The organism is Aeromonas sp. QDB18, from assembly GCF_027705325.1.
Taxonomy (GTDB): Bacteria; Pseudomonadota; Gammaproteobacteria; order Enterobacterales; family Aeromonadaceae; genus Aeromonas; species Aeromonas caviae.
Genome location: NZ_JAPDBQ010000058.1, coordinates 1 through 23,983, shown reverse-complemented (window position 1 = coordinate 23,983; position 23,983 = coordinate 1). Strand labels below are relative to the sequence as shown.

General features: G+C 60.8%; 22 protein-coding genes. 12 read left to right on the top strand and 10 right to left on the bottom strand.

Annotated features, from left to right (window positions below):
- Nucleotides 1-152: 152 nt before the first annotated feature.
- Complete coding sequence (sugE, locus tag OKC30_RS10790) at nucleotides 153-467, bottom strand: quaternary ammonium compound efflux SMR transporter SugE (RefSeq protein ID WP_041215293.1); 315 nt, start codon at nucleotides 465-467, stop codon at nucleotides 153-155.
- Between the two features lie 339 nt (nucleotides 468-806).
- Here sugE and asd point away from each other — a divergent pair, with 339 nt between their 5' ends.
- Nucleotides 807-1,919 (top strand): aspartate-semialdehyde dehydrogenase, encoded by a 1,113-nt coding sequence (asd, locus tag OKC30_RS10785; protein WP_042016283.1) that lies wholly within the window; start codon nucleotides 807-809, stop codon nucleotides 1,917-1,919.
- Nucleotides 1,920-2,035: 116 nt separating this feature from the next.
- On the opposite strand, the gene cspD is transcribed toward asd, so the two are convergent.
- A complete protein-coding gene (gene cspD / locus OKC30_RS10780) occupies nucleotides 2,036-2,254 on the bottom strand; it encodes a cold shock-like protein CspD (RefSeq protein ID WP_010674510.1) in 219 nt (72 codons plus the stop codon).
- A gap of 228 nt (nucleotides 2,255-2,482) precedes the next feature.
- On the opposite strand from cspD, the gene clpS reads away from it, so the two are divergent.
- On the top strand, nucleotides 2,483-2,800 hold the full coding sequence (clpS, locus tag OKC30_RS10775) for an ATP-dependent Clp protease adapter ClpS (protein WP_005325410.1): 318 nt from the start codon (nucleotides 2,483-2,485) through the stop codon (nucleotides 2,798-2,800).
- 60 nt (nucleotides 2,801-2,860) lie between these two features.
- A complete protein-coding gene (clpA, locus tag OKC30_RS10770) occupies nucleotides 2,861-5,113 on the top strand; it encodes an ATP-dependent Clp protease ATP-binding subunit ClpA (RefSeq protein WP_010674511.1) in 2,253 nt (750 codons plus the stop codon).
- Nucleotides 5,114-5,182: 69 nt separating this feature from the next.
- On the opposite strand, the gene infA is transcribed toward clpA, so the two are convergent.
- The 3 genes from infA to aat all read right to left on the bottom strand — a co-directional run bounded on the left by infA (nucleotide 5,183) and on the right by aat (nucleotide 6,890).
- Nucleotides 5,183-5,401 carry a translation initiation factor IF-1 gene (infA, locus tag OKC30_RS10765; RefSeq protein WP_005300033.1) on the bottom strand — a complete coding sequence of 73 codons (219 nt, stop codon included), beginning with the start codon at nucleotides 5,399-5,401 and terminating at the stop codon, nucleotides 5,183-5,185.
- Nucleotides 5,402-5,469: 68 nt separating this feature from the next.
- Nucleotides 5,470-6,186, bottom strand: a complete 717-nt coding sequence (locus OKC30_RS10760; RefSeq protein ID WP_010674512.1) for an arginyltransferase — start codon at nucleotides 6,184-6,186, stop codon at nucleotides 5,470-5,472.
- Nucleotides 6,183-6,890 (bottom strand): leucyl/phenylalanyl-tRNA--protein transferase, encoded by a 708-nt coding sequence (aat, locus tag OKC30_RS10755; RefSeq protein WP_103858899.1) that lies wholly within the window; start codon nucleotides 6,888-6,890, stop codon nucleotides 6,183-6,185. The genes OKC30_RS10760 and aat overlap by 4 nt, the downstream gene beginning before the upstream one ends.
- 17 nt (nucleotides 6,891-6,907) lie before the next feature.
- Here aat and OKC30_RS10750 point away from each other — a divergent pair, with 17 nt between their 5' ends.
- A complete protein-coding gene (locus tag OKC30_RS10750; RefSeq protein ID WP_010674514.1) occupies nucleotides 6,908-7,378 on the top strand; it encodes a glycine zipper 2TM domain-containing protein in 471 nt (156 codons plus the stop codon).
- 83 nt (nucleotides 7,379-7,461) lie between these two features.
- Here the strand turns inward: OKC30_RS10750 and OKC30_RS10745 are convergent, their stop codons facing one another.
- From OKC30_RS10745 to ald, 3 genes are all read right to left on the bottom strand, one after another.
- The gene (locus tag OKC30_RS10745) at nucleotides 7,462-8,703 is read right to left on the bottom strand and encodes a diguanylate cyclase (protein ID WP_029314438.1); all 1,242 of its coding nucleotides are present in this window, start codon (nucleotides 8,701-8,703) and stop codon (nucleotides 7,462-7,464) included.
- A gap of 58 nt (nucleotides 8,704-8,761) precedes the next feature.
- Nucleotides 8,762-9,712 (bottom strand): thioredoxin-disulfide reductase, encoded by a 951-nt coding sequence (gene trxB / locus OKC30_RS10740; protein ID WP_010674516.1) that lies wholly within the window; start codon nucleotides 9,710-9,712, stop codon nucleotides 8,762-8,764.
- Between the two features lie 183 nt (nucleotides 9,713-9,895).
- Nucleotides 9,896-11,011: an alanine dehydrogenase gene (gene ald, locus OKC30_RS10735; protein WP_160838775.1), complete on the bottom strand. Its 1,116-nt coding sequence runs from the start codon at nucleotides 11,009-11,011 to the stop codon at nucleotides 9,896-9,898.
- A 150-nt stretch (nucleotides 11,012-11,161) separates the two neighbouring features.
- Between ald and lrp the strand changes: the two genes are divergently transcribed.
- The 7 genes from lrp to purF all read left to right on the top strand — a co-directional run bounded on the left by lrp (nucleotide 11,162) and on the right by purF (nucleotide 20,220).
- Nucleotides 11,162-11,653 carry a leucine-responsive transcriptional regulator Lrp gene (lrp, locus tag OKC30_RS10730; protein WP_005300047.1) on the top strand — a complete coding sequence of 164 codons (492 nt, stop codon included), beginning with the start codon at nucleotides 11,162-11,164 and terminating at the stop codon, nucleotides 11,651-11,653.
- A gap of 189 nt (nucleotides 11,654-11,842) precedes the next feature.
- Nucleotides 11,843-14,347 carry a DNA translocase FtsK gene (locus OKC30_RS10725; protein WP_160838773.1) on the top strand — a complete coding sequence of 835 codons (2,505 nt, stop codon included), beginning with the start codon at nucleotides 11,843-11,845 and terminating at the stop codon, nucleotides 14,345-14,347.
- 77 nt (nucleotides 14,348-14,424) lie between these two features.
- A complete protein-coding gene (gene lolA, locus OKC30_RS10720) occupies nucleotides 14,425-15,033 on the top strand; it encodes an outer membrane lipoprotein chaperone LolA (protein WP_039039163.1) in 609 nt (202 codons plus the stop codon).
- 67 nt (nucleotides 15,034-15,100) lie between these two features.
- Complete coding sequence (locus tag OKC30_RS10715) at nucleotides 15,101-16,438, top strand: replication-associated recombination protein A (protein WP_160838771.1); 1,338 nt, start codon at nucleotides 15,101-15,103, stop codon at nucleotides 16,436-16,438.
- Between the two features lie 280 nt (nucleotides 16,439-16,718).
- Nucleotides 16,719-18,014, top strand: coding sequence for a serine--tRNA ligase (serS, locus tag OKC30_RS10710; protein ID WP_010674521.1), 1,296 nt, complete (start codon nucleotides 16,719-16,721; stop codon nucleotides 18,012-18,014).
- A 175-nt stretch (nucleotides 18,015-18,189) separates the two neighbouring features.
- Complete coding sequence (locus tag OKC30_RS10705; protein ID WP_010674522.1) at nucleotides 18,190-18,681, top strand: CvpA family protein; 492 nt, start codon at nucleotides 18,190-18,192, stop codon at nucleotides 18,679-18,681.
- An 18-nt stretch (nucleotides 18,682-18,699) separates the two neighbouring features.
- On the top strand, nucleotides 18,700-20,220 hold the full coding sequence (gene purF / locus OKC30_RS10700; RefSeq protein WP_069785463.1) for an amidophosphoribosyltransferase: 1,521 nt from the start codon (nucleotides 18,700-18,702) through the stop codon (nucleotides 20,218-20,220).
- 90 nt (nucleotides 20,221-20,310) lie between these two features.
- On the opposite strand, the gene OKC30_RS10695 is transcribed toward purF, so the two are convergent.
- Together OKC30_RS10695 and ascF are read right to left on the bottom strand one after the other, a co-directional pair.
- Nucleotides 20,311-21,741: a 6-phospho-beta-glucosidase gene (locus OKC30_RS10695; RefSeq protein ID WP_270666499.1), complete on the bottom strand. Its 1,431-nt coding sequence runs from the start codon at nucleotides 21,739-21,741 to the stop codon at nucleotides 20,311-20,313.
- A gap of 31 nt (nucleotides 21,742-21,772) precedes the next feature.
- Entirely contained in the window at nucleotides 21,773-23,227 is a 1,455-nt protein-coding gene (gene ascF / locus OKC30_RS10690) for a PTS cellobiose/arbutin/salicin transporter subunit IIBC (RefSeq protein ID WP_052815252.1), read from the bottom strand.
- A 253-nt stretch (nucleotides 23,228-23,480) separates the two neighbouring features.
- Between ascF and OKC30_RS10685 the strand changes: the two genes are divergently transcribed.
- Nucleotides 23,481-23,983: LacI family DNA-binding transcriptional regulator (locus OKC30_RS10685; RefSeq protein WP_270668163.1), on the top strand; the 503-nt coding region annotated here is incomplete at its 3' end.

Sequence of the window (23,983 nt, the reverse complement as noted above, 5' to 3'; positions counted from 1 at the left end):
CCAGATGCCTCAACAACATCGTTCAGATCGTTTGCAATAGACATAAAAAATCCGGAACCAGTGATTGGTTCCGGATTATCCTACAGCAGAAGGATCGGTCAATGGATCCTTAACTGATCAGCATTGCGGTGTACCCGGCCCTTTCATCGCGCCTAACCGATGAACTTCAACCCCAGAATGCCGACGATGATGAGCAGCAGGCAGAGCACCCGGGCCAGGGTGGCCGGTTCGTTGAACAGCCAGATCCCCATCAGCACGGTGCCGACTGCGCCGATGCCGGTCCAGACCGCATAGGCGGTGCCAAGGGGCAGCTGTTTGACCGCCATGGCGAGCAGCAGCACGCTCACGGCCATGGCGATCAGGGTCAGCAGGGTGGGGAGGGGACGGCTGAAACCGTCGGTGTACTTGAGGCCGATGGCCCAGGCGACCTCGAACAGGCCGGCCAACAGCAATAGCAACCAGGACATAAGGCAGATTCCGCAGGAAGCAGGGTCGTCCCTGCGTATCAGGAGGCCTCGGGGCCGTCCCCGAGGGGCAGCGGGGCTGCCGGTCGGTCTCAATGATGCCCCAACTGGAGGCAGGATGCCAACCGGCTGCCCGCAGGTCGGCCAGGCCGACGGATATTGCAGCGAATGGCACAGAATATTGCGCAATTCGACTTGCGCCCGCCGTCACAATCCGTAATGTGGACAGACGCATTTTTTGCAACTCATATATTGTGAATCCCTTGTAAACGGCTGGCGCCAAGGCAGGGGTCACGGGTACCACACACGATTTCTATAAGCAGCTATCCAGGGTAGGACAATATGAAAAAAGTAGGTTTGGTCGGTTGGCGTGGCATGGTGGGTTCGGTGTTGATGAGCCGGATGCAGGAAGAGAAGGATTTTGCCCGCATTCAACCCACCTTCTTCACCACTTCCCAGGCCGGTGAGGCCGCCCCCAATTTTGGCGTCGATGCCGGCACCCTGCAGGACGCCTTCGATCTCGAGGCGCTGGCCGCGCAGGACGTCATCATCACCGCCCAGGGCGGCGACTACACCAAGGATGTCTATCCGCGCCTGAAAGCCGCCGGCTGGCAGGGCTACTGGATTGATGCCGCCTCCTCCCTGCGCATGGAGAAGGACGCCGTTATCATTCTGGATCCGGTCAACGGCGACGTCATTGAAGATGCCCTGAACAACGGCATCAAGACCTTCGTTGGCGGCAACTGCACCGTCAGCCTGATGCTGCTGGCCCTGGGTGGCCTGTTCAAGGCCGATCTGGTGGAGTGGGTGAGCGTGGCCACCTATCAGGCGGCCTCCGGTGGTGGTGCCCGCCATATGCGCGAGCTGGTCACCCAGATGGGCATGCTGCGGGATGAAGTGGCGGTGGAGCTGGCGGATCCCGCCTCCGCCATCCTCGACATCGAGCGCAAGATCACCGAGAAGACCCGCTCCGGCACCCTGCCGGTGGATAATTTCGGCGTGCCACTGGCCGGTGGCCTCATTCCCTGGATCGACACCAAGCTCGACAACGGCCAGAGCCGTGAAGAGTGGAAGGGCCAGGCCGAGACCAACAAGATCCTGGGTATCGAAAACGCCGCTATCCCGGTGGATGGTCTGTGCGTGCGGATCGGGGCCCTGCGCTGCCACAGCCAGGCCTTCACCATCAAGCTGAAAAAGGATGTGCCGCTGGCCGAGATCGAAGCTCTGCTGGCCGCCCACAACGACTGGGTCAAGGTGATCCCCAACGATCGCGACATCACCGCCCGCGAGCTGACCCCGGCCGCCGTCACCGGCACCCTCAGCATCCCGGTCGGTCGTCTGCGCAAGCTCAATATGGGCCCGGAGTACCTGGCCGCCTTTACCGTGGGTGACCAACTGCTGTGGGGCGCCGCCGAGCCGCTGCGTCGTATGCTGAACATCCTGCTGGCCCGCTGAGGTAGCGGCAGCAGGGAACAGGGAAGGCTTGGCCTTTCTTGTTCCCCTCTTCGTGCCTGTCCATAAAAAAGCGGCATCCCTTGGGATGCCGCTTTTTAATTTATCCAGTTTGACTCTTAGATGTTCTGTGCTTCGTTTGGCACGATGACAGAGGCATGATTTCCTTTCGGCCCCTGCTGCAGTTCAAAGTTGACTGCCTGACCTGCTTTCAAGGTCTTGTAACCTTCCATTTGAATCGTGGAGTAGTGAGCGAAGATGTCTTCACCACCGCCTTCCGGACAGATAAACCCAAATCCTTTTGCGTTGTTGAACCACTTGACTGTTCCGGTTGCCATACATCTACATCCTTTTATTGATTACCCTGAAGTCGTTGAGTAACCTGCGCCAGCCTTATATAACTAGGGCATGACCCCGTAGCAGACGGGCGCCGATTAGCAAGTAACCAATCTAGTCCAACTTTTAAGCGAGTCAAGAAGTTGTTAACAACCGATGTGATCTGATTAACAAGTCTATTGACAATCTTGAGCGACACGGTAGTAATCTAGAGGTACCAAAGCGCAACTATGAGCAAGCAGAAAGAACTCTTTGCTAATGAAGAGATTGCAGAGGCAGAGAAAACGAAGCTGCAACCGCCACCCATGTACAAGGTCGTCCTGAACAACGACGACTACACACCGATGGAGTTCGTGGTGGAGGTGCTGCAAAGGTTCTTTGGTATGGATCTGGAGAAGGCCACTCAGGTGATGCTGAGCGTGCATTATAGTGGTAAGGGAGTCTGCGGCACATTTACCGCCGAGATTGCCGAGACCAAAGTGGTCCAGGTCAACACCTATTCACGTAACAACGAACATCCACTGCTATGTACCATGGAAAAGGCTTGAATCTGATGACTTGATGGCGATAACGACACCGCATTGTTGCTGTACTGAGGGGAGGTGCCTATGTTGAACAAAGATCTAGAAAAGACGCTGAACGAGGCTTTCAAACTGGCCCGTGACGAGCGCCACGAATTCATGACCGTCGAGCACCTGTTGTTGGCCCTGCTGGATAACAGCTCAGCCCATGAGGCGCTGAGTTCATGTGGTGCGGATGTGGAACAGATGCGCAAAGAGATCCGCGCCTTCATCAATCAAACGACTCCGCTCATCCCCCGTGACGACGAAGACAGGGAAACCCAGCCGACGCTGGGCTTCCAGCGCGTGCTGCAACGTGCCGTCTTCCATGTCCAGTCGTCCGGCAATACCGAGGTGAGCGGCGCCAATGTCCTGGTCGCCATCTTCAGCGAACAAGAGTCCCAGGCCGCCTACTTCCTGAAAAAAGCCGAAATAAGCCGCCTGGATGTGGTGAACTTCCTGTCCCACGGGGTGCGCAAGGACAACAAGCCCGAGAGTGGTGGCAACAATGCGGAATCTGATGACGAGGTATCCTCTGCCCAGATAGAAAGCTTTGCCACCAACCTCAACCAGCTGGTGCTGGAGGGGCGTATCGATCCGCTCATCGGCCGTGATCAGGAGCTCAATCGCACCATTCAGGTATTGTGCCGCCGCCGCAAGAACAACCCCTTGCTGGTCGGGGAAGCCGGCGTGGGCAAGACCGCCATCGCCGAAGGACTTGCCTACCGTATCGTCAAGGGGGATGTGCCCGAGGTGATTGCGGGTAGCACCATCTACTCCCTGGACATGGGCTCCCTGCTGGCGGGCACCAAGTATCGTGGTGACTTCGAGAAGCGCCTCAAGGTGCTGCTCAAGCAGATTGAACGTCAGGAGGGGGCCATCCTCTTCATCGACGAGATCCACACCATCATTGGCGCTGGTGCGGCTTCCGGTGGCCAGCTGGATGCGGCCAACCTCATCAAGCCGCTGCTCTCCAATGGTTTGCTGCGCTGCGTGGGCTCCACCACCTACCAGGAATATGCCCAGATCTTCGAGAAGGACAGGGCCCTTGCTCGCCGCTTCCAGAAGATCGACATCGTCGAACCCACAGTAGACGACACCACTCGCATTCTGATGGGACTCAAGAGCCGTTATGAGTCTCACCATGGCGTGCGTTACACCGTCAAGGCGATCCGGGCGGCGGTGGAGCTCTCCGCCAAGTACATCAATGATCGCCATCTGCCTGACAAGGCCATCGACGTCATCGACGAAGCGGGTGCAGGGCAACGCCTCTTGCCCGTTAGCAAGCGCAAGAAGGTGATCAATGTGCCGGAAATCGAGGCCATTGTTGCCAAGATTGCCCGTATTCCCGAGAAATCTGTCTCCTCCTCCGACAAGGAGGTGCTGAAGAACCTGGAGCGTAATCTCAAGATGGTGGTGTTCGGGCAGGACAAGGCCATCGAGGTGCTGACCGATGCCATTCGGTTGTCACGTTCAGGGCTTGGCAACGAACGCCGACCTGTGGGCTGCTTCCTGTTTGCCGGCCCGACCGGGGTGGGCAAGACCGAAGTGACCCAGCAACTGGGCAAGGCGCTCGGGGTCGAGGTATTGCGATTTGACATGTCGGAATACATGGAACGCCATACAGTGTCCCGGTTGATCGGGGCTCCTCCCGGTTACGTGGGATTCGAGCAGGGAGGGCTGTTGACCGACTCCGTCCTCAAGCATCCGCACTCCGTCGTGCTGCTTGACGAGATCGAGAAGGCGCACCCGGATGTCTTCAACTTGCTGCTGCAGGTGATGGACAACGGTACCCTGACGGACAACAACGGGCGCAAGGCAGATTTTCGCAATGTGATCCTGGTGATGACCACCAACGCAGGGGTTCAGGAGACCCAGCGCAAGTCCATCGGCTTCCAGCAGCAGGACATGAGCCATGATGCCATGGCGGTGATCAACAAGACGTTCAGTCCGGAGTTCCGCAACCGGCTCGATCACACCATCTGGTTCAACCATCTCGACATGGGAGTGATCCATCAGGTGGTCGACAAGTTCATCGTCGAGCTGCAGGTTCAGCTGGATGCCAAGGGCGTTTCACTGGAGGTGTCTGAAGAGGCGCGCCACTGGTTGGCAGAGAAAGGGTATGACAGGGCAATGGGAGCAAGACCCATGGGCCGGGTCATTCAGGAGCACCTCAAGAAGCCCCTGGCCAACGAGATCCTGTTCGGTTCCCTGGTCGATGGCGGCATTGTGAAGGTCGAGCTGGTGAACAACAGCCTCAGCTTTGATTTTCAGGTCAACGTTGAAGCTGTCTCTCACTGACTGTGAGCAAGGCCGGAAATGACAAAAAACCCCAACCGAGAGGCTGGGGTTTTTTGCTGAATTCCTGGCTTAGCGAGAGCGGAAAACAATACGTCCCTTGGAGAGATCGTACGGAGTCAGAGCCACCGTTACTTTGTCCCCAGTCAGGATACGGATGTAGTTTTTGCGCATCTTGCCGGAAATATGAGCGATAACCACGTGACCATTTTCCAGTTCCACACGGAACATGGTATTGGGCAAGGTTTCGAGAATGGTACCCTGCATCTCAATACTGTCTTCTTTAGCCATTGAATCCTCTTGATAAGCCACAACAAAAAACCGCTGGATCATGCCGGATTTAAGGCTATGTGTAAAGTTTACTCGGGCTTGGTGTCGATTTTTTTCCATTCGCCCTGTACCAGCAGCTCATGGGGCAGGTATTGGCGCTTGTAATTCATCTTGCGGCACTCCTCCACCAAATACCCCAGATAGAGCCACTGACGACCGGTACGTCTGGCCAGTTCCAACTGGCTCAGGATGGCGAAGGTGCCGAGCGACCGGTCGGCATAGTCGGGGTCGAAGAAGGTGTACATGGCGCTCAGAGAGTGGGGAAGCAGGTCCGTGGTGGCCACGCCGATGAGGCGTCCCTCCTTGCGCATCTCCAGATAGAGGGGGGGCATCCAGTCGCAGTGCAGGAACCCCTTGTATTGGGTCCGGCTCGGTGGATACATGCTGCCATCCCGATGACGCTCACGGATATAGCGTTCATAGAGCTGGTAATACTCGGGCTTGTCGTCATAGCTCAGCACGAGTTCGAGATCCCGGTTCAACTGGCGGATGCGTTTCTGCCCACGACTCGGGGTGAAGCGTTCACTGTGTATGCGCAAGGATTGACAGGCGCTGCAGGCGGGGCAGTGAGGACGATAGATGTCGTTGCCACTGCGCCGGAATCCTGCCGTCAGCAGCCGTTCGTACCCGGCGGCGTTGAGCAGTTCATGGTCCATCAGGACCAGCAACTGCTCCTGCTCGTGACCGAGGTAGCTGCACGGGTGCCTGGGGGTCAGCCCGACCTTGAGGATCACTTCTTCACTCATAGGCTGATTCTCCTCGGTTGCCAGCATCCCTCTTGCAACGGTTGCCGGGTCAGGGTGGCCAGGGTGGTCAGAAAGCGCTGCCTTGGCCACTCCTGGACGCCTAGCGTGGCCAGAAAGTCGTTTTGCATCTGGCAGTCGATGAGGGCACCGCCGTGCCCTGCAAAGTGGCGACAGAGGGCCACCATGGCCAGTTTGGCGCCATTGTCGATGCGGCTGAACATGGATTCACCACAAAATAGTCGGCCCAGGGAGAGGCCATAGAGGCCTGCCTGCAACTGATCATCCTGCCAGATTTCGATGGAGTGGGCATGACCGAGGCGATGAAGGCACCGATAGGCGTCGATCATGGGGGCACTTATCCAGGTGCCGCTGGCGGTGCGACGGGGGGCGGCGCAGGCTGCAATGACGTCATCAAAGGCGCGATTGATGTAAATCTCGAAGGGTGTGCGGCGCAAACACTTCTGCAGGCTGCGGCCGATGTGGAGTTCCTCGGGAACGATGACTCCCCTGGGGTCCGGTGACCACCACAGCAGTGGCTGATGGGGTTCATTCCACGGAAAGATCCCGCTGTGGTAAGCTGCCAGCAATCGAGCGGGGGAGAGATCTCCCCCAATCGCGAGCAGCCCGTTGGGCTCTTCCAGCGCATGGCTGGGGGAGGGAAACCAGCACAGCTCATCATCCAGTTCGGTAAGATAGCGAGACATAAGGCAGAGGTTCATAGATGAAGGCCATTATCCTGATAGTATCCAGCTTGCTTGGCTTTGTCACGGCGCCGGCCTGGAGTGCGGTGTATGAACGCAACACGGCGCGTCCGGTGGAGCAGGTGGTCTTCGGCCAGGTGGATGCGGTGCGCAACATCACCCAGCGCCAGATGGTGGAATCAGAGCATTCCGGCTGGAAAACTCTGGGAGGGGCCGTGCTTGGCGGGCTGCTCGGCAACCAGTTTGGCGGTGGGCACGGGCGGGAGATTGCCACTGCGGTCGGAGCGCTGGCGGGAGCGGCGGCGGTGCAGCAGTTTCAGTCAGGGGGCAGCGTGGTGGAGAACAAGCTGGTGGAGCTGCTGATCCGCAACGAGCAGAACGGGCTCATCAACGTGATCCAGGATTACGATCCGGCCATGGTCTTTGCGCAGGGCGACAAGGTGCGCATCCTCTATTTCAACGATGGGGTGCGGGTCGACAAGACCTATTGAACGGTGAAGAAGGGATTGACCCGGCGGCCGCCACACAAGGGGCGCCGGGCGGTACTACACGGAGTGCCTCTGCTGATGCTTGCTCAGACGTCCTGACAGACTATCTTGTCTCGCCCGGTATTCTTTGCCTGATACAACTGGCGATCTGCCTCGCTCAGCGCCTCGTCCATGGAGAGCCGCCCGACATTGATGACGCCGAAACTGGCGCGTACAAAGAGCGATATCTCCCGGGACAGCGGTTGCTGGCGCATTTGCAGACGAAGCCCTTCCAGTCGCTTGAGCAGCACGGGAACGGGGCAGTGGGGCACCATCAGGGCAAATTCTTCACCACCGAATCGGGCTATCATGGCATCCGGGAAGAACTGGGTGAGCAGCCTGGCCAGATGACAGAGCAGCTGATCGCCGATGGCATGCCCCCAGTGATCATTGACCTGCTTGAAGTGATCCACATCGAGCACGCACAGGGAGAGCTGCGCCTGATGGCGCTGATGCTCCTCGAACCACTTTTGACCCTCGTTGAACCAGTAGCGTCTGTTGTAAAGTCCGGTCAGGTAGTCTCGGTTGGCCGATTCCTGGATGTTGTTGAACTGCTCAAGGGCCTCCAGGTTGTGGCTGACCCGGCACTGCAGCTCCTCGGGTTCAAAGGGCTGATTGAGAAAATCATTCGCCCCTTGCTTGAGGTAGCGTGCCGAGAGGCCGTGTTTGTCCGATACCGAGATGCCGATGATGGCGAGCTGCTGCTTGCTGTAGCGCTCGCGCAGCATTCGCACCAGGCTGATGCCGTCGATCTCCGGCATGTAGTAGTCCACCAGCATCAGGCGAATGGCGGGGTGCTGCTCGAGCTGCGCCAGCGCATCGCGGGCTGAATTGGCCTCGTGCACCTGCAACAACTGCTTGCGCAACTGGGCCGCGGTGCGGTGACGGGAGGTGCGTGAATCGTCGACCACCAAGACTTCGATGGCCTGGTTGAGGTAGAGGCGGTGCACCAGACCGACGGCATATTGCAGGGAGTGACGTGAATCCTTCATCACATAGTCCAGCACCCCGGCTTCCAGCCAGGCTTCCCGCTTCTCTTCGCTGATGTCGGCCGTCAGGATCACCACCGGCAACCCACGCTCCCTCAGCACATTGACAGCTTCTCCGCCGGGGGCGTCCGGCAGGGTGAGATCCACCAGGGCGACCACATAATCTTCCCCATGGCAATCGCGAGCCCCTTCAAGGGTATCGAAGGCGTCGATTTCCAGCCCGGTCTGCTGCGCAATGGCCTGGGTCAGCATGCGGCGTACCGTCAGGCTGTCTTCCACTATCATTATTTTTCGTTTCATCCTGCTCCTTGCAATAAAAAAGGGCATGCCAACTGGCATGCCCTTTATATCCTTCCGATTATTGTGCGTCCAGATATCGCTCTGCATCGAGGGCGGCCATGCAGCCGGTTCCTGCGGAGGTGATCGCCTGGCGGTAGACGTGATCGGCCACGTCGCCGGCGGCGAACACGCCCGGGATGCTGGTCTGGGTTGCGAACCCTTCCAGTCCGCCACGCACTTTCAGATAGCCGTTTTCCATGGCCAGCTGCCCTTCGAAGATCTGGGTGTTGGGCTGGTGACCGATGGCGATGAAGACCCCCATCAGCGGCAGCTCGGAGGTGGTGTCATCCCGGGTACTGCGCAGGCGCACGCCGGTGACGCCCATGTCGTCACCCAGTACTTCGTCCAGGGTCTGGTGGGTGTGCAGGACGATATTGCCGCTCTCGACCTTGTCGTTGAGGCGCTTGATCAGGATCTTCTCGGCGCGGAACTCGTCGCGGCGATGAATGAGGTGCACCTTCTTGGCGATGTTGGCCAGATAGAGTGCCTCTTCCACGGCGGTGTTGCCACCGCCGACCACGGCCACTTCCTGGTTGCGGTAGAAGAAGCCGTCACAGGTGGCGCAGGCGGAGACGCCGCGGCCCTTGAAGGCCTCTTCGGAGGGCAGACCCAGGTATTTGGCGGAGGCGCCGGTGGCGAGGATCAGCGCATCGCAGGTGTATTCCCCGTTGTCGCCCTTGAGGCGGAAGGGACGCTCGGTCAGCGTCACTTCATTGATGTGATCAAAGAGGATGCGGGTATCGAACTTCTCTGCATGCTCTTTCATGCGCTCCATCAGGGCCGGGCCGGTCAGCCCTTCCGCGTCCCCTGGCCAGTTTTCCACTTCGGTGGTGGTGGTCAGCTGACCACCTTGCTGCATACCGGTGATAAGCAGGGGATTGAGGTTGGCGCGAGCGGCATAGACGGCCGCAGTGTAACCTGCCGGACCGGATCCCAGGATCAGCAGTTTGCTGTGAGTGACTTGGCTCATGATGTGATTTCCGAGACGTGATGAGTTTGCGCGATTGTAGGTAATTCGTGATCCGGGGTCAAAGGCCAGCGCATCGATTGGGGCAATCGCCAACAAGAGGGGTGAGCCGGGGATGGCAGGCATAAAAAAACCGCCCATCGCGGGCGGATTTTCACTCATCTACCTCCCTTTGCAGGGACGCGATCAGTTCAGCAGGGTCAGGGGATCCGTGTAAGCCAGGTTGTGGGCCACGGCAACCTCCTTGCAGGTGATTTTGCCCGCCATCACGTTCAGGCCGTGCAACAGGTGGGGATCGGCGAGCAGTGCGTTGCGATAGCCCTGTTCGGCCAGCTTGATGATGAAGGGGAGGGTGGCGTTGTTCAGGGCCACGGTAGAGGTCCGCGCCACGGCACCCGGCATGTTGGCCACGCAGTAGTGCACCACCTCGTCGACGATGAAGGTGGGATCTTCATGGGTGGTGGCATGGGAGGTCTCGACACAGCCGCCCTGGTCGATGGCCACGTCCACGATGGCTGCACCGGGTTTCATGCGAGCAATGTGGTCACGGCTGACAAGTTTTGGCGCAGTGGCGCCAGGCACCAGCACGCCGCCGATGACCAGGTCCGCCGCCAGCAGATGGCGCTCCAGGGTCTCGCGGTTGGAGTAGACCACCTTGGCAGCCCCTTGGAACTCGCTGTCGAGACGGCGCAGGGTATCGACGTTGTTGTCGAGGATGGTGACGTCGGCACGCAGGCCGACGGCCATGCGGGCTGCGTTGGAGCCCACCACACCACCACCGATGATCACCACCTTGGCCGGTTCCACACCGGGCACACCGCCGAGCAGCACGCCGCTGCCGCCACGGGATTTCTCCAGTGCCTGGGCACCGGCCTGAATAGACATGCGTCCGGCCACTTCCGACATGGGGGCCAGCAGGGGCAGACCGCCACGACCGTCCGTGACGGTTTCATAGGCGATGCAGACGGCACCACTGTCGATGAGATCCTGGGTCTGGGCCAGGTCCGGCGCCAGATGCAGATAGGTAAAGAGGGTCTGGCCGGGACGCAGCATGGCCCGTTCCACTGCCTGGGGTTCCTTGACCTTAACGACCATCTCCGCCTTGGCGAAAACTTCGGCAGCGGATGCCAGGATCTCGGCTCCGGCAGCCAGATAATCTGCGTCACTGAACCCAATGCCATTTCCTGCGCCGCTTTGGACGAAAACAGTATGGTTTCGTGCTGTCAGTTCACGTACACTGGCCGGAACCATGCCTACGCGATATTCATGGTTTTTTATTTCCTTAGGTACACCGATAATCATGCTATCCCTCGTCTATCGATTGGTGGTTTATGTTGCCTAGATGTTAAGCGACATTTGCGCCTAGTATATTCAGGTATTGACAGGATTTGTGGCCATTATTATAAAATGACTGGTGATTCTTACCAAAAAATAGCCAAAGGATGGAATTAAATGATGGAAGCTAAGAGTCGGCTAAAGGATTTGGACAGGATTGACCGCAACATTCTGAATGAACTGCAAAAGGATGGCAGGATTTCGAACGTTGAGTTGTCCAAACGAGTTGGCCTGAGTCCCACACCGTGTCTGGAACGGGTTCGTCGCCTGGAGCGACAAGGGTATATCGAAGGATATGCCGCCATTCTGAACCCTCATTATCTGGACGCGTCTCTGCTGGTGTTCGTGGAAATTACCCTCAATCGTGGCGCCCCCGATGTGTTCGAGCAGTTCAACAAGGCTGTTCAGGTGCTCGAAGAGATCCAGGAGTGCCATCTGGTGTCCGGTGATTTCGACTATCTGCTCAAGACCCGCGTCAGCGACATGTCCGCTTACCGCCGCCTGCTGGGTGAAACCCTGCTGCGTCTGCCGGGCGTCAACGACACCCGCACCTACGTGGTGATGGAAGAGGTCAAACAGAGCAGTCGTCTGGTGATCAGCACCCGATAAGCGGGGTTGTCCTGTGACTTGCAAGTTCCATGACGAGTCACGATAGTCAGAAACGAGCGGCCGGTCCGCTCGTTTCTTCTTATAGAGAGTTTCAGGCCCGCCCTCAGGCACTGGCTGACAATCGGTGGGCTTTTCAGGGATACTAGGCCCCCTATCCCCGCATTCATGTTTTCACAAAGGAGCCGGAGTTTGGCCGATAAAAAGCTGTTTACTCCTTTATCAGGTACACAACGGATCTTCGAGGCCGTCTTGATCGCCATCACCCTGATGGCTGCCTATCTTTTGCTTGCCCTGTTGACCTACCATCCCGCCGATCCCGGCTGGTCGCAAACCTCCTGGCAAGGGGAGGTGAAAAACCTCGCGGGCAGCGCCGGTGCCTGGCTCGCCGACATCACCATGTTTACCTTCGGGGCCTTCTCCTATCTGGTGCCCCCCCTGGTGGTGCTGCTTGGCTGGAGCCTGTTCTGGCGCCCGAGCAAGCTGCTGGAAGTGGACTACCTCACCCTGTCGGTACGGATCATCGGCTTCGTGCTGACGGTGCTTGGCATGTCCGCCATCGCCAGCATGAACTTCAACGACTTGCAGAACTTTTCCGCCGGCGGCCTGGTGGGGGATGTGATCGCCTCCGCCGTGGTGCCGCTGTTTGGCGGCGTGGGGGCTAACCTGATGCTGCTCTGCTTCGTGGCGACCGGCATCACCCTCTTAACCGGCTGGTCCTGGCTCACCATTGTCGAGCGCATCGGTGCCGCCTGCACCGGCTCTGTCAGCGCCATCTACCATTTCCCCACCACCCTGGGCCGCTGGCTCACCGGTGGCTGGCGCCAGCCCCGCTATGAGGGGCCGGATCCCCTGCTGGAAGGGGGTGTGGGCAGCTTCGATCAGGAAGAGGATGACGAAGACCCCCACGGCAGCTGGACACGCAACCCCAAGGCGAAGAATCGCGCTAAAAAGACAAAAGCTGACGAATGGCTGCCGGAGCTTGACGAAGACACCTTCCAGTTCGATCCGCAGTTTGACGACGAAGAGGACGAGGCTCCGGCGCCTGCCGCCAAGGGCAAGCGCGTGGCCAATGGCCGTCCGCGTCCTGCCGTGCGCCAGGAAGAAGATGACCTCGACTTGCCCTGGGCGGAGGGGGATGACGAACCCGATGCTCCCGTTGCCGCTGCGCCGGTGAAAGCCAAGCGCCGTCCCCAGCCCGGTCTGGCCCCTTTGCCGAGCATCGATCTGCTGGACAGGCCGCCCGCCAAGACCCAGATGATGAGCAAGGACGAGCTGGAGCGCATGGGCCGGCTGGTGGAGGCGAAGCTCGCCGATTACAACGTGCAGGCCAAGGTGGTGGGCGTCTATCCCGGTCCCGTCATTACCCGCTTCGAGCTGGACCTGGCGCCGGGCATGAAGGCGAGCAAGATCACCAATCTTTCCCGGGATCTCGCCCGTTCTCTCTCTGCCAGCAGCGTGCGGGTGGTGGAAGTGATCCCGGGCAAGACGTTCGTCGGGATCGAGCTGCCCAACCGGGTACGCCAGACCGTCTACCTGCGGGAAACTCTCGACTGCGAGGCGTTCGCGGCCAGCCGCAATCCGCTCACCATGGGGCTGGGTCAGGACATCGCGGGGGAACCCGTGGTGGTGAACCTCGCCAAGATGCCTCACCTGCTGGTGGCCGGTACCACGGGCTCGGGCAAGTCGGTGGGGGTGAACACCATGATCATCTCCATGCTCTACAAATCCTCCCCCGAGGATCTGCGCTTCATCATGATCGACCCCAAGATGCTGGAGCTCTCGGTCTACGAAGGCATTCCGCATCTGCTGACCGAGGTGGTCACCGATATGAAGGATGCCGCCAACGCCCTGCGCTGGTGCGTAGGCGAGATGGAGCGTCGCTACAAGCTGATGTCTGCGGTCGGGGTGCGCAACCTCAAGGGGTACAACGACAAGGTGCTGGCGGCCATCGAGGCGGGAGATCCCCTGGGCGACCCCCTGTGGCGTCCGGGCGACTCCATGGATCAGATGCCGCCGGAGCTGGAAAAACTGCCCCACATCGTGGTGGTGGTGGACGAGTTCGCCGACATGATGATGATCGTCGGCAAGAAGGTGGAAGAGCTTATCGCCCGTATCGCCCAGAAGGCCCGGGCGGCCGGCATTCACCTCATCCTCGCCACCCAGCGTCCGTCGGTGGATGTCATTACCGGCCTCATCAAGGCCAACATCCCGACCCGGATCTCCTTCCAGGTGTCGAGCAAGATCGATTCGCGCACCATCCTGGACCAGGGGGGCGCCGAATCCCTGCTCGGTATGGGTGACATGCTCTACATGCCTGCCGGCACCTCCAACCCCACCCGTGTCCACGGTGCCTTTGTCGATGACCACGAGGTACACAAGGTGGTGGCGGACTGGAAACTGCGTGGCGAGCCGGATTACATCGACGAGATCCTCTCCGGCGAGTCGGACGGCGAGGGCGGCGGCGGCGACTTCGGCGGGGGCGGCGATGAAGAGCTCGATCCCCTGTTCGACGAGGCGGTGGCCTTCGTGGTGGAATCCCGCCGTGGCTCCACCTCCAGCGTCCAGCGCAAGTTCAAGATTGGTTACAACCGTGCGGCCCGTCTCATCGAGCAGATGGAAAACCAGGGCATCGTCAGCGCCCCGGGTGGCAACGGCCAGCGCGACGTGCTGGCACCGCCGCCGGTTCGTGACTAAGCCTAGCTCCTGTATCATTCTGGCCATGCCCTCTGCGGGCGTGGCCATTTATCGAGAACCTCCCTATGAAGAGCCTGATGAAAAAACAACTGTTGATGGGTTCCATTCTGCTGGTCGCCAGCAGCCAGGTATGGGCCGATGCGGCCAGCGATCTCAAGGAGAAGCTCTCCTCCGTCAATGTCTTCTCCGCGACGTTTGCCCAGACCGTTTATGACAGCAAGGGCAAGGAGCTGCAAAAGGCGAGCGGCTCCCTGCTGGTGCAGCGACCCAACCGCTTCAACTGGCACACTACCTCCCCGGACGAGAGCCTGATCGTGGCCGATGGCAAGGATGTGTGGGTGTACGATCCCTTCGTCGAGCAGGTCACCGCCCTCAAGATGAAGGATGCGGTGCTCAACACCCCCTTCGTGCTCATCGCGGGCAACGACAACAGCCTCTGGAAGAACTATGACGTGACCCAGGAAGGGGATGTCTATACCGTCACCAGCCGCAACAAGGACGAGCTGATCGCCTCCTTTCGCATCACCTTCGACCGTCAGAACAACATCAGTCGCTTCGACGTGAAAGAGGCCCAGGGCCAGTGGAGCGAGTTCACCCTGAGCAGCTTCAACCGCAAGCCGGTGCTCAAGGGCAACGAATTTGTCTTCAAGATCCCGAAGGGGGTCGAGTTGGACGACCAGCGCTGATGAGCCAGCCGTTACCGGCGTTATCGTCTGACCGGGTGTTGTTTATGACCGATCAGATGCAAGGTCAATGCAGATGAGCAATTTATCCCTGGATTTCTCCTCGGACTTTCGTCCGCTTGCGGCCCGGATGCGGCCGCAAACCCTCGAGCAGTACATCGGCCAGCAGCATATCCTGGGGCCGGACAAGCCCCTGCGAAAAGCGATCCTGGCGGGGCACTGCCACTCCATGATCCTCTGGGGCCCCCCCGGCACCGGCAAGACCACGCTGGCAGAACTGGTTGCCCACTACTGCCAGGCGGAGGTGGAGCGGCTCTCGGCGGTCACCTCCGGCATCAAGGAGATCCGCGCGGCCCTCGACAAGGCGAAGGAGAACGGCTGGCGCGGGGTGCGCACCATCCTGTTCGTGGATGAAGTCCACCGTTTCAACAAGAGCCAGCAGGATGTCTTCCTGCCCCACATCGAAGACGGCACCATCACCTTCATCGGCGCCACCACCGAGAACCCCTCGTTCGAGCTCAACAACGCGCTGCTCTCCCGGGCCCGGGTCTATCTGCTCAAGAGGCTGGAGGAGCAGGATATCCTCGCCATGATCGATCAGGCGATGCAGGACCCGCGCGGGCTCAATGACCCTAGCCTGCGCTTTGCCCCCGGGGCCAAGGAGGCGCTGGCGAAAGCCGTGGATGGAGACGGGCGCAAGTCTCTGAACTATCTGGAGCTCCTGGCCGACATGGCCGAGGCCGACAGCTCAGGGGCGCGAGTGATCGACAGTACCCTGCTCGCCGCCGTGGTGGGGGAGCACGTGGCCCGTTTCGACAAGGGCGGCGATCACTTTTACGACCTCATCTCGGCGGTGCACAAGTCCATTCGCGGCTCGGCACCGGATGCGGCCCTCTACTGGTATGCCCGCATGGTGAGCGCCGGCTGCGATCCCCTCTACATCGCCCGCCGCTTGCTGGCGATTGCCTCGGAAGACGTGGGCAACGCCGATCCCCGTGCCATGCAGGTGGCGCTCTCGGCCTGGGACTGCTTCCATCGCATCGGCCCGGCGGAAGGGGAGCGGGCCATCGCCCAGGCCATCGTCTACCTCGCCTGCGCCCCCAAGAGCAATGCGGTCTACATCGCCTGGAAGGCGGCGCTTCACGACGCCAAGAACCTGCCGGACTTCGAGGTGCCACCGCACCTTCGCAATGCACCGACCAAGCTGATGAGCGAGCTGGGCTACGGCGCCGAATATCGCTACGCCCACGACGAGCCGGGGGCCTATGCCGCCGGCGAGCAGTACTTCCCCCCGGAGCTTGCCGGCAAGCAGTACTATCAACCCACCGAGCGGGGGCTTGAGAAGCAGATAGCCCAGAAGCTCGACTATCTGCACGAGCTGGACAAGCAGAGCCCGCGCAAGCGATAGGAAAGACCTTCAAGCCCCTTGCCCGGAAAGCGCACGGCAAAGGCATCAGGGGAGGGGGGCCCGGCAAAAACGGGCGTAATAGTCCCTGTTCGGGCGGGGGGGCGGTCTGCTACACTGCCCGTCTGACCCCGGTTGTCTTGGCCTTGCACCATCTTCTTGATTTCGAAGGCCCGATTCCGAAGGCAAAGGGGTGCGCCAACCGATGTTAACTTCCGGATCTGTTTCCCAACCCGGTCACGATGACCCGGGCCCAGATCCCATTAAAAAAAGTAGGTAAACCATGCTGGATCCCAAATATCTGCGCAGCGACATCACCGAAGCTGCCGCTCGTCTGGCGACACGTGGCTACGTTCTGGACGTAGCGGCGGTCAATGTTCTGGAAGAGAAACGCAAGGATCTGCAGTCCCGCACCCAGGAGCTGCAGGCCGAGCGCAACGCCCGCTCCAAGTCCATCGGTGAGGCTGCCCGTCGTGGTGAAGATGTTGCCCCCCTCAAGGCCGAGGTGACCAAGATCAACGACGAGCTCGAGACCAGCAAGGTCGAGCTGGAGGCCCTGCTGGCCCAGCTCAAGGGGATCGCCGACGCCATCCCCAACCTGCCGAGCGAGACCGCCCCGGTGGGCCGTGACGAGAACGACAACGTGGAGGTCCGCCGCTGGGGTACCCCGCGTGAGTTCGATTTCCCGGTACGCGATCACATCGATCTGGGTGAGGCGGCCAAGGGGGTCGACTTCAAGAACGGCGTCAAGCTCTCCGGCGCCCGTTTCGTGGTCATGAAGGGCCAGATTGCCCGTCTGCACCGCGCCCTGGCCCAGTTCATGCTGGACCTGCACACCCTGCAGCACGGCTACACCGAGTGCTACGTGCCCTATCTGGTCAACCCGGACAGCCTGTACGGCACCGGCCAGCTGCCCAAGTTCTCCCAGGATCTCTTCAATACCGGCATCGAAGGGGAAGGGGAAGACGAAGGCAAGGTGCGCAAGTTCTCCCTCATCCCGACCTCCGAAGTGCCGCTCACCAACATGGCCCGTGACGAGATCTTCGACGAGCAGGAGCTGCCCATCAAGATGACCGCCCACAGCCCCTGCTTCCGCTCCGAAGCGGGCTCCTACGGTCGTGATACCCGTGGCCTCATCCGTATGCACCAGTTCGACAAGGTCGAGATGGTGCAACTGGTGCACCCGGAAAAATCCTGGGATGCCCTGGAAGAGATGGTGGGTCACGCCGAGAAGGTGCTGCAACTGCTGGAGCTGCCGTATCGCGTGATGGCGCTTTCCACCGGTGACATGGGCTTCTGCGCCGCCAAGACCTACGATCTGGAAGTGTGGCTGCCGGCCCAGAACACCTATCGCGAGATCTCCTCCGTTTCCAACTGCACCGACTTCCAGGCGCGCCGCATGCAGGCTCGCGTGCGCATCGACGGCAAGCCGCAGCTCATTCACACCCTGAATGGTTCCGGTCTGGCGGTGGGTCGTACCCTGGTGGCCGTGCTCGAGAACTACCAGCAGGCAGATGGCCGCATCGCCATCCCGGCTGCGCTGCAATCCTACATGGGCGGCCTGACCCACATCGGGTAAGCGCTCGTTGCAGACGACAACGCCATGGCATGCCATGGCGTTGTGCATTCTGGGCCCGGGAAACCCGCCGCAAGGGGAAGGGATAGCTTCCTTCGGGCCTGTAACACAATTTTATCAAGCATTGCGCAATCGTTTTTGTTAGACTGCGCCGCAATTTCGCAGGACATCTTTTTCTATGGTCTGGATTGATTACGCCATCATCGGCATCGTCGGTTTCTCCGCCCTCATCAGCCTGGTGCGCGGCTTTCTCAAGGAGGCCATGTCTCTGGTCACCTGGTTCGTCGCCTTTTTCATTGCCAGCCATTTCTATCCCGATCTCGCCGTCTATTTCACCTCTTTTTCCGATGCCATGGTTCGCAACGGTCTGGCCATCGCCGCCCTGTTCGTGGCGACCCTGATCCTGGGGAGCGTGGTGAACTACGTGGTGGGCCTGCTGGTGGAAAAGACCGGGCTTTCCGGCACCGACAGGGTGCTCGGGGTCTGTTTTGGCGCCATTCGCGGGGTGCTGATCGTCAGCGCCCTGTTGTTTTTCATGGATACCTTCACCAGCCTCTCCCAGAGCGACTGGTGGGTGGCGTCCAGGCTGGTGCCGGAGTTCAAGCCGGTGATCCAGTGGTTTTTCGGGTTCATGATGAACTCGTCCAGTTTTCTTCAACAGGTACAGTGACTTCGAGGTAGCAAAGACATGTGCGGTATTGTCGGTATAGTTGGCACCACCCCCGTCAATCAGGCCCTCTACGACGCCTTGACGGTGTTGCAGCACAGGGGACAGGATGCCGCCGGGATCGTGACCATTGACAGTGGAAACTTCCGGCAACGCAAGGCCAACGGTCTGGTGAAGGATGTGTTTGAAGTGCGCCACATGCAGCGCCTGAAAGGGAATATCGGCATCGGACACGTCCGTTATCCCACCGCAGGCAGCTCCAGTGCGGCAGAGGCGCAGCCGTTTTACGTGAACTCCCCCTACGGCATGGTGCTGGCCCACAACGGCAACCTCACCAACGCCAAGGAGCTCAAGGAGCAGCAGTTCAAGGTGGCCCGCCGCCACATCAACACCACCTCGGACTCCGAAGTGCTGTTGAACGTGCTGGCCCACGAGCTGGACTTGTGCGACAAGATGGCGCTGCGCCCGGAAGATATCTTCTCGGCGGTGCGCAAGGTGCACCAGCAGATCCGCGGCGCCTATGCCGTGGTCTCTCTGGTGATCGGCCACGGCCTCATCGGGTTCCGTGACCCGAACGGCATTCGCCCGCTGATCCTGGGTCGCCGGGTCGACGAGCAGGGGCAGGTGGAGTACATGCTCGCCTCCGAGAGCGTGGCACTCGACGCCATCGGCTTCGAGACGGTGCGTGACGTCGCCCCGGGCGAGGCCATCTACATCACCGAGCAGGGCCAGCTCTTCTCCGAGCAGTGTGCGGAGAACCCGCAGATGAATCCCTGCATCTTCGAATACGTCTACTTCGCCCGCCCCGACTCCTTCATCGACAAGGTCTCCGTCTATGCCGCCCGCCTCAACATGGGTCGCAAGCTGGGCCAGAAGATCGCACGGGAGTGGGATGATCTCGACGTGGACGTGGTCATCCCCATCCCCGAGACCTCCTGCGACGTGGCGCTGGAAATCGCCCACACCCTGGGCCTGCCGTACCGTCAGGGCTTCGTGAAGAACCGCTACATCGGCCGTACCTTCATCATGCCGGGCCAGACCCAGCGCAAGAAGTCGGTGCGCCGCAAGCTCAACGCCATCAGCTCCGAATTCAAGGGCAAGAAGGTGTTGCTGGTGGACGACTCCATCGTGCGGGGCACCACCTCCGAGCAGATCATCCAGATGGCCCGTGAAGCGGGGGCCGACAAGGTCTACTTCGCCTCGGCCGCGCCGGAAATTCGCTTCCCCAACGTCTACGGCATCGACATGCCCACCGCCAACGAGCTCATTGCCCATGGCCGTGAAGTGGAAGAGGTGTGCAAGCTTATCGGTGCCGACGGCCTCATCTTCCAGGATCTGGAAGATCTGGAAGAGGCGGTGCGGGAGATCAACCCCGAGCTGCGCCACTTCGAGACCTCGGTCTTCAACGGCCACTATGTGACCTCCGACGTGGATCAGGGTTATCTGGACCACCTCAATGCCCTGCGCAGCGACGACAACAAGGCCGTGCGCGAGTGGCAGGAAGGGACCAGCAACCTCGAGATCTTCAACGAAGGCAGTTAAACGTTTTCAGATTGCCAGCGTGATGAACAACAGGGGGGCCTCGGCCCCCCTGTTGCATGGATGCGCCTTGCGGCGAAACTGAGGGGGGCCTCAGGCCAGATCCTCCCCGTTGCTCGCGATCACCTTCTTGTACCACCAGAACGACTTCTTGCGCCGGCGGGCCAGGGTGCCATGGCCGGCGTCGTCCCGGTCCACGTGGACGAAGCCATAGCGCTTGCTCATCTCGCCGGTGGAGGCGGAGACGAGATCGATGCAGCCCCAGCTGGTGTACCCCATCAGGGGCACGCCGTCCTCGATGGCGTCCCCCATGGCCTCGATGTGGGCGCGCAGGTAGTCGATGCGGTAGTCGTCCTCTATCTCCCCTTGCTCGTTCACTTCGTCCACTGCACCCAGGCCGTTTTCCACCAGGAAGAGCGGCTTCTGGTAGCGATCGTGCAAGGTGTTGAGGGTGATGCGAAGGCCCAGGGGATCGATGCCCCAGCCCCACTCGCTCACCTCGATGTGGGGATTGCGCAGGGACTTGACCACGTTGGCCTCGCTGGTGTTGCCCGCATTCATGTCGGCGGCGGCGCAGCGGGAGGCGTAGTAGCTGAAGGAGACGAAATCCACGGTGTGCCTGAGGATCTCGTCATCTTCCGGCTCCTTCACCAGAGTGATCCCCTTGTCACGAAACACCCTCTGCGCATAGGCCGGATAGGCGCCCCTGGCCTGCACGTCGATGAAGAGGAGGTTCTCCCGATCTTTCTGGAGGGCGGTCCAGACGTCGGCGGGCTTGCAGGAGTAGGGGTAGAAGTTGCCCCCCGCCAGCATGCAGCCCACCTGGTTGGCCGGGTTCACTTCGTGGGCGATCCGGGTCGCCAGGGCGCTGGCCACCAGCTCGTGGTGGGCGACCTGATACTTCACCTGATCCTGGTGCTCCCCTTGCTCGAACACCAGCCCCGCCCCGGAGAAGGGGCTGTGCAGCAGGATGTTGATCTCGTTGAAGGTGAGCCAGTACTTCACCAGGCCGTCGAACTGCTCGAAGCAGGTGCGGGCGTAGCGGGTGAAAAACTCCACCATCTGGCGGTTGCGCCAGGAGCCGTACTGGGTCACCAGGTGCATGGGCACATCGAAGTGGCACAGGGTCACCAGGGGCTCGATGTTGTACTTTCTGCACTCCTCGAACACCGCACGGTAGAAGGCGATGCCCTCGGCATTGGGCTCGCGCTCGTCCCCCCTGGGGTAGAGACGGGCCCAGGCGATGGAGGTGCGAAACACGGTGAAGCCCATCTCGGCCATCAGGGCGATGTCCTCCCGATAGCGGTGATAGAAGTCGATGGCCCCGTGGCTTGGGTAGAACTCGTCATCTTGCAGGGTGATGCGCTTCTTCTGGCCTAGTTTGACCGCCATGCGGCGCGGGCCGTGGGGGATCATGTCCACCGTGGTCAGCCCCTTGCCCCCCTCGAGATAGCCGCCCTCCGCCTGATTGGCGGCCAGGGCTCCGCCCCAGAGAAAGCCCTCGGGAAATCTTGTTAACGACATTGGTTACCTCTTGTCATGTCTGAATGGGGTGTCACAGCCCGGCCTGCGCCTGGCTGGTGGCGACGGGTTGCACGGGCTCGGCGCGGGGGGCCGGGCTCTCGACCGGGATGTCCTCGAACCCCATAACCAGGGTCAGCACGAAGGAGAGCACCACCGAGAGGGCCATCACGCCGAACACCCAGGCGATGGTCATGGGGTTGGCCGGATCGAAGAACTGCACGCTGGTAAAGAGCCCGGGGGCGGCCATGGAGTGGCTGGCGAGCCCCGCCATGCCGGCGACGGCACCGCAGACAAAGCCGCTGATGAGGCTCGCGATGAGCGGACGCTTGAGGCGCAGGGCCACACCGTAGAGCGCGGGTTCGGAGATCCCCGTCATGATGGCGGAGGCGGCCGCCGCGAGCGCCGTCTGGCGCAGTTCCGGGTTTCGGGTGCGCCAGGCCACCGCCAGGGACGAGCCGCCAAGAGAGAGATTGGCGCCGATTTCGGAGGGCATGACCATGCCTTCCTTGCCGGTCTCGGCGATGGTCTGGATGATGGTCGGGGTGAAGACGCGGTGCATGCCGGTCATCACCAGCAGGGGCCAGAGCGCCCCCATGATGGCCACCGACAGCCAGCCCAGGTAGTCGTGGACCGTGTAGACCAGGCCGGAGATGGCGGTGCCAATCCAGATGCCGACGGGGCCGATGAAGAGGATGGCGAGGGGGGCCGCGATCAGCACGATCAGCATGGGTTTGAGGAAGTTCTTGGTGACCGCCGGGGTGATGCGGTCGACCCAGCCCTCGATGTAGGAGAGGCACCAGGTCATCACCAGCGCCGGAATGACGGTGTAGGTGTATTTGACCGCGGTCACCGGGACTAGGGCGAAGGTCACCTGCTCCCTTTCGGCGGCTCTGGCCATCAGCTCGATGAAGCTGGGGTGCACCAGCACCCCGGCGATGGCGATGGCCAGGGACATGTTGGTCTTGAACTTGACGGCGGCGGAGGCGGCCACCATCAGGGGCAGGAAGAAGAAGGCCCCATCCCCGGCTACCGTGAGGATGGTGAGGGTCGAGGAGCCTTTCTCCAGTACGCCGGTCATCTCCAGCACCATGGCCAGCAGCTTGAGCATGGAGCCGCCGATGATGGCCGGGATGAGGGGGGACATGGTGCCGATCAGGGCGTCGAGGATGGCGGCGCCCATGCGGCGCAGGCTCCAGCCAGCGGAAGCCTCCGGAAGCGGAGTCTGCCCACCGCCCTGGGGCAGCAGGGCCAGCACTTCGCGATAGGCGTGGGAGACGGTGTTGCCGATGATCACCTGACACTGGTTGTCCGCCTGCACCACCCCGAGCACGCCCGTGATGGCCTTGAGGGCAGGGCCATTGACCCGGGCGGGATCGCCGAGCACAAAGCGCAGCCGCGTCATGCAGTGGGTCACGGCGACGACGTTGTCGGCGCCGCCGAGTGCGGTGATGACGGTACCGGCCAGAGCCGCATAGTTTTTTGACATCGAGGTAGATCCTTTTAACCAAGTGGGCCTGCTCGCCCCCGCCGCCGCGAAGGGCGGGAACGCGCATGAAACTGAGTGTGGAACCGGTTCCACATGGAGTGCGCGGCCTGAGCGCGGGAGACAAGCATCTTGTGCAGCGAGCGTCCGGATCCGTGAATGGCATCACTGAACCCGGGCCTGCACGCCATTCGTGCGACGACAAGCCGGGGGCGGTGCAGTACACTGCGCCCCGTTACGAGCAAGGGAGAACACAATGACGACGATGCTGGAGGTGGCAAGGCGGGCAGGGGTGTCGAAGGCGACGGTCTCCCGGGTGTTGTCGGGCAATGGTTACACCAGCCAGGAGACCCGGGACCGGGTGCAGCAGGCCATCGAGGAGTGCGGCTATCGCCCCAACCTGGTGGCGAGGCAGCTGGCGACCAGGCACACCCGGACCCTGGGACTGGTGGTCACCAACACCCTCTACCACGGCGTCTACTTCGGCGAGCTGCTCTCCCAGGTGGCGCGGATGACCGAGGATCGCGGGCGCCAGCTCATACTGGCGGACGGCAAGCACAGCGCCGACGAGGAGCGCCAGGCCATCCAGTATCTGCTCGATTCCCGTTGCGATGGCGTCATCATCTATCCGCGCTTTCTTGGGGTGGAGGAGATGGACGAGATCATCGAGCAGCATGAGCAGCCCATCTTAAATGCGAAAGGGGACTCCCTCCGACGTAGGTGGGAGGGGAATTTCGCCGGGGCGTCAGCCCCGCTGGT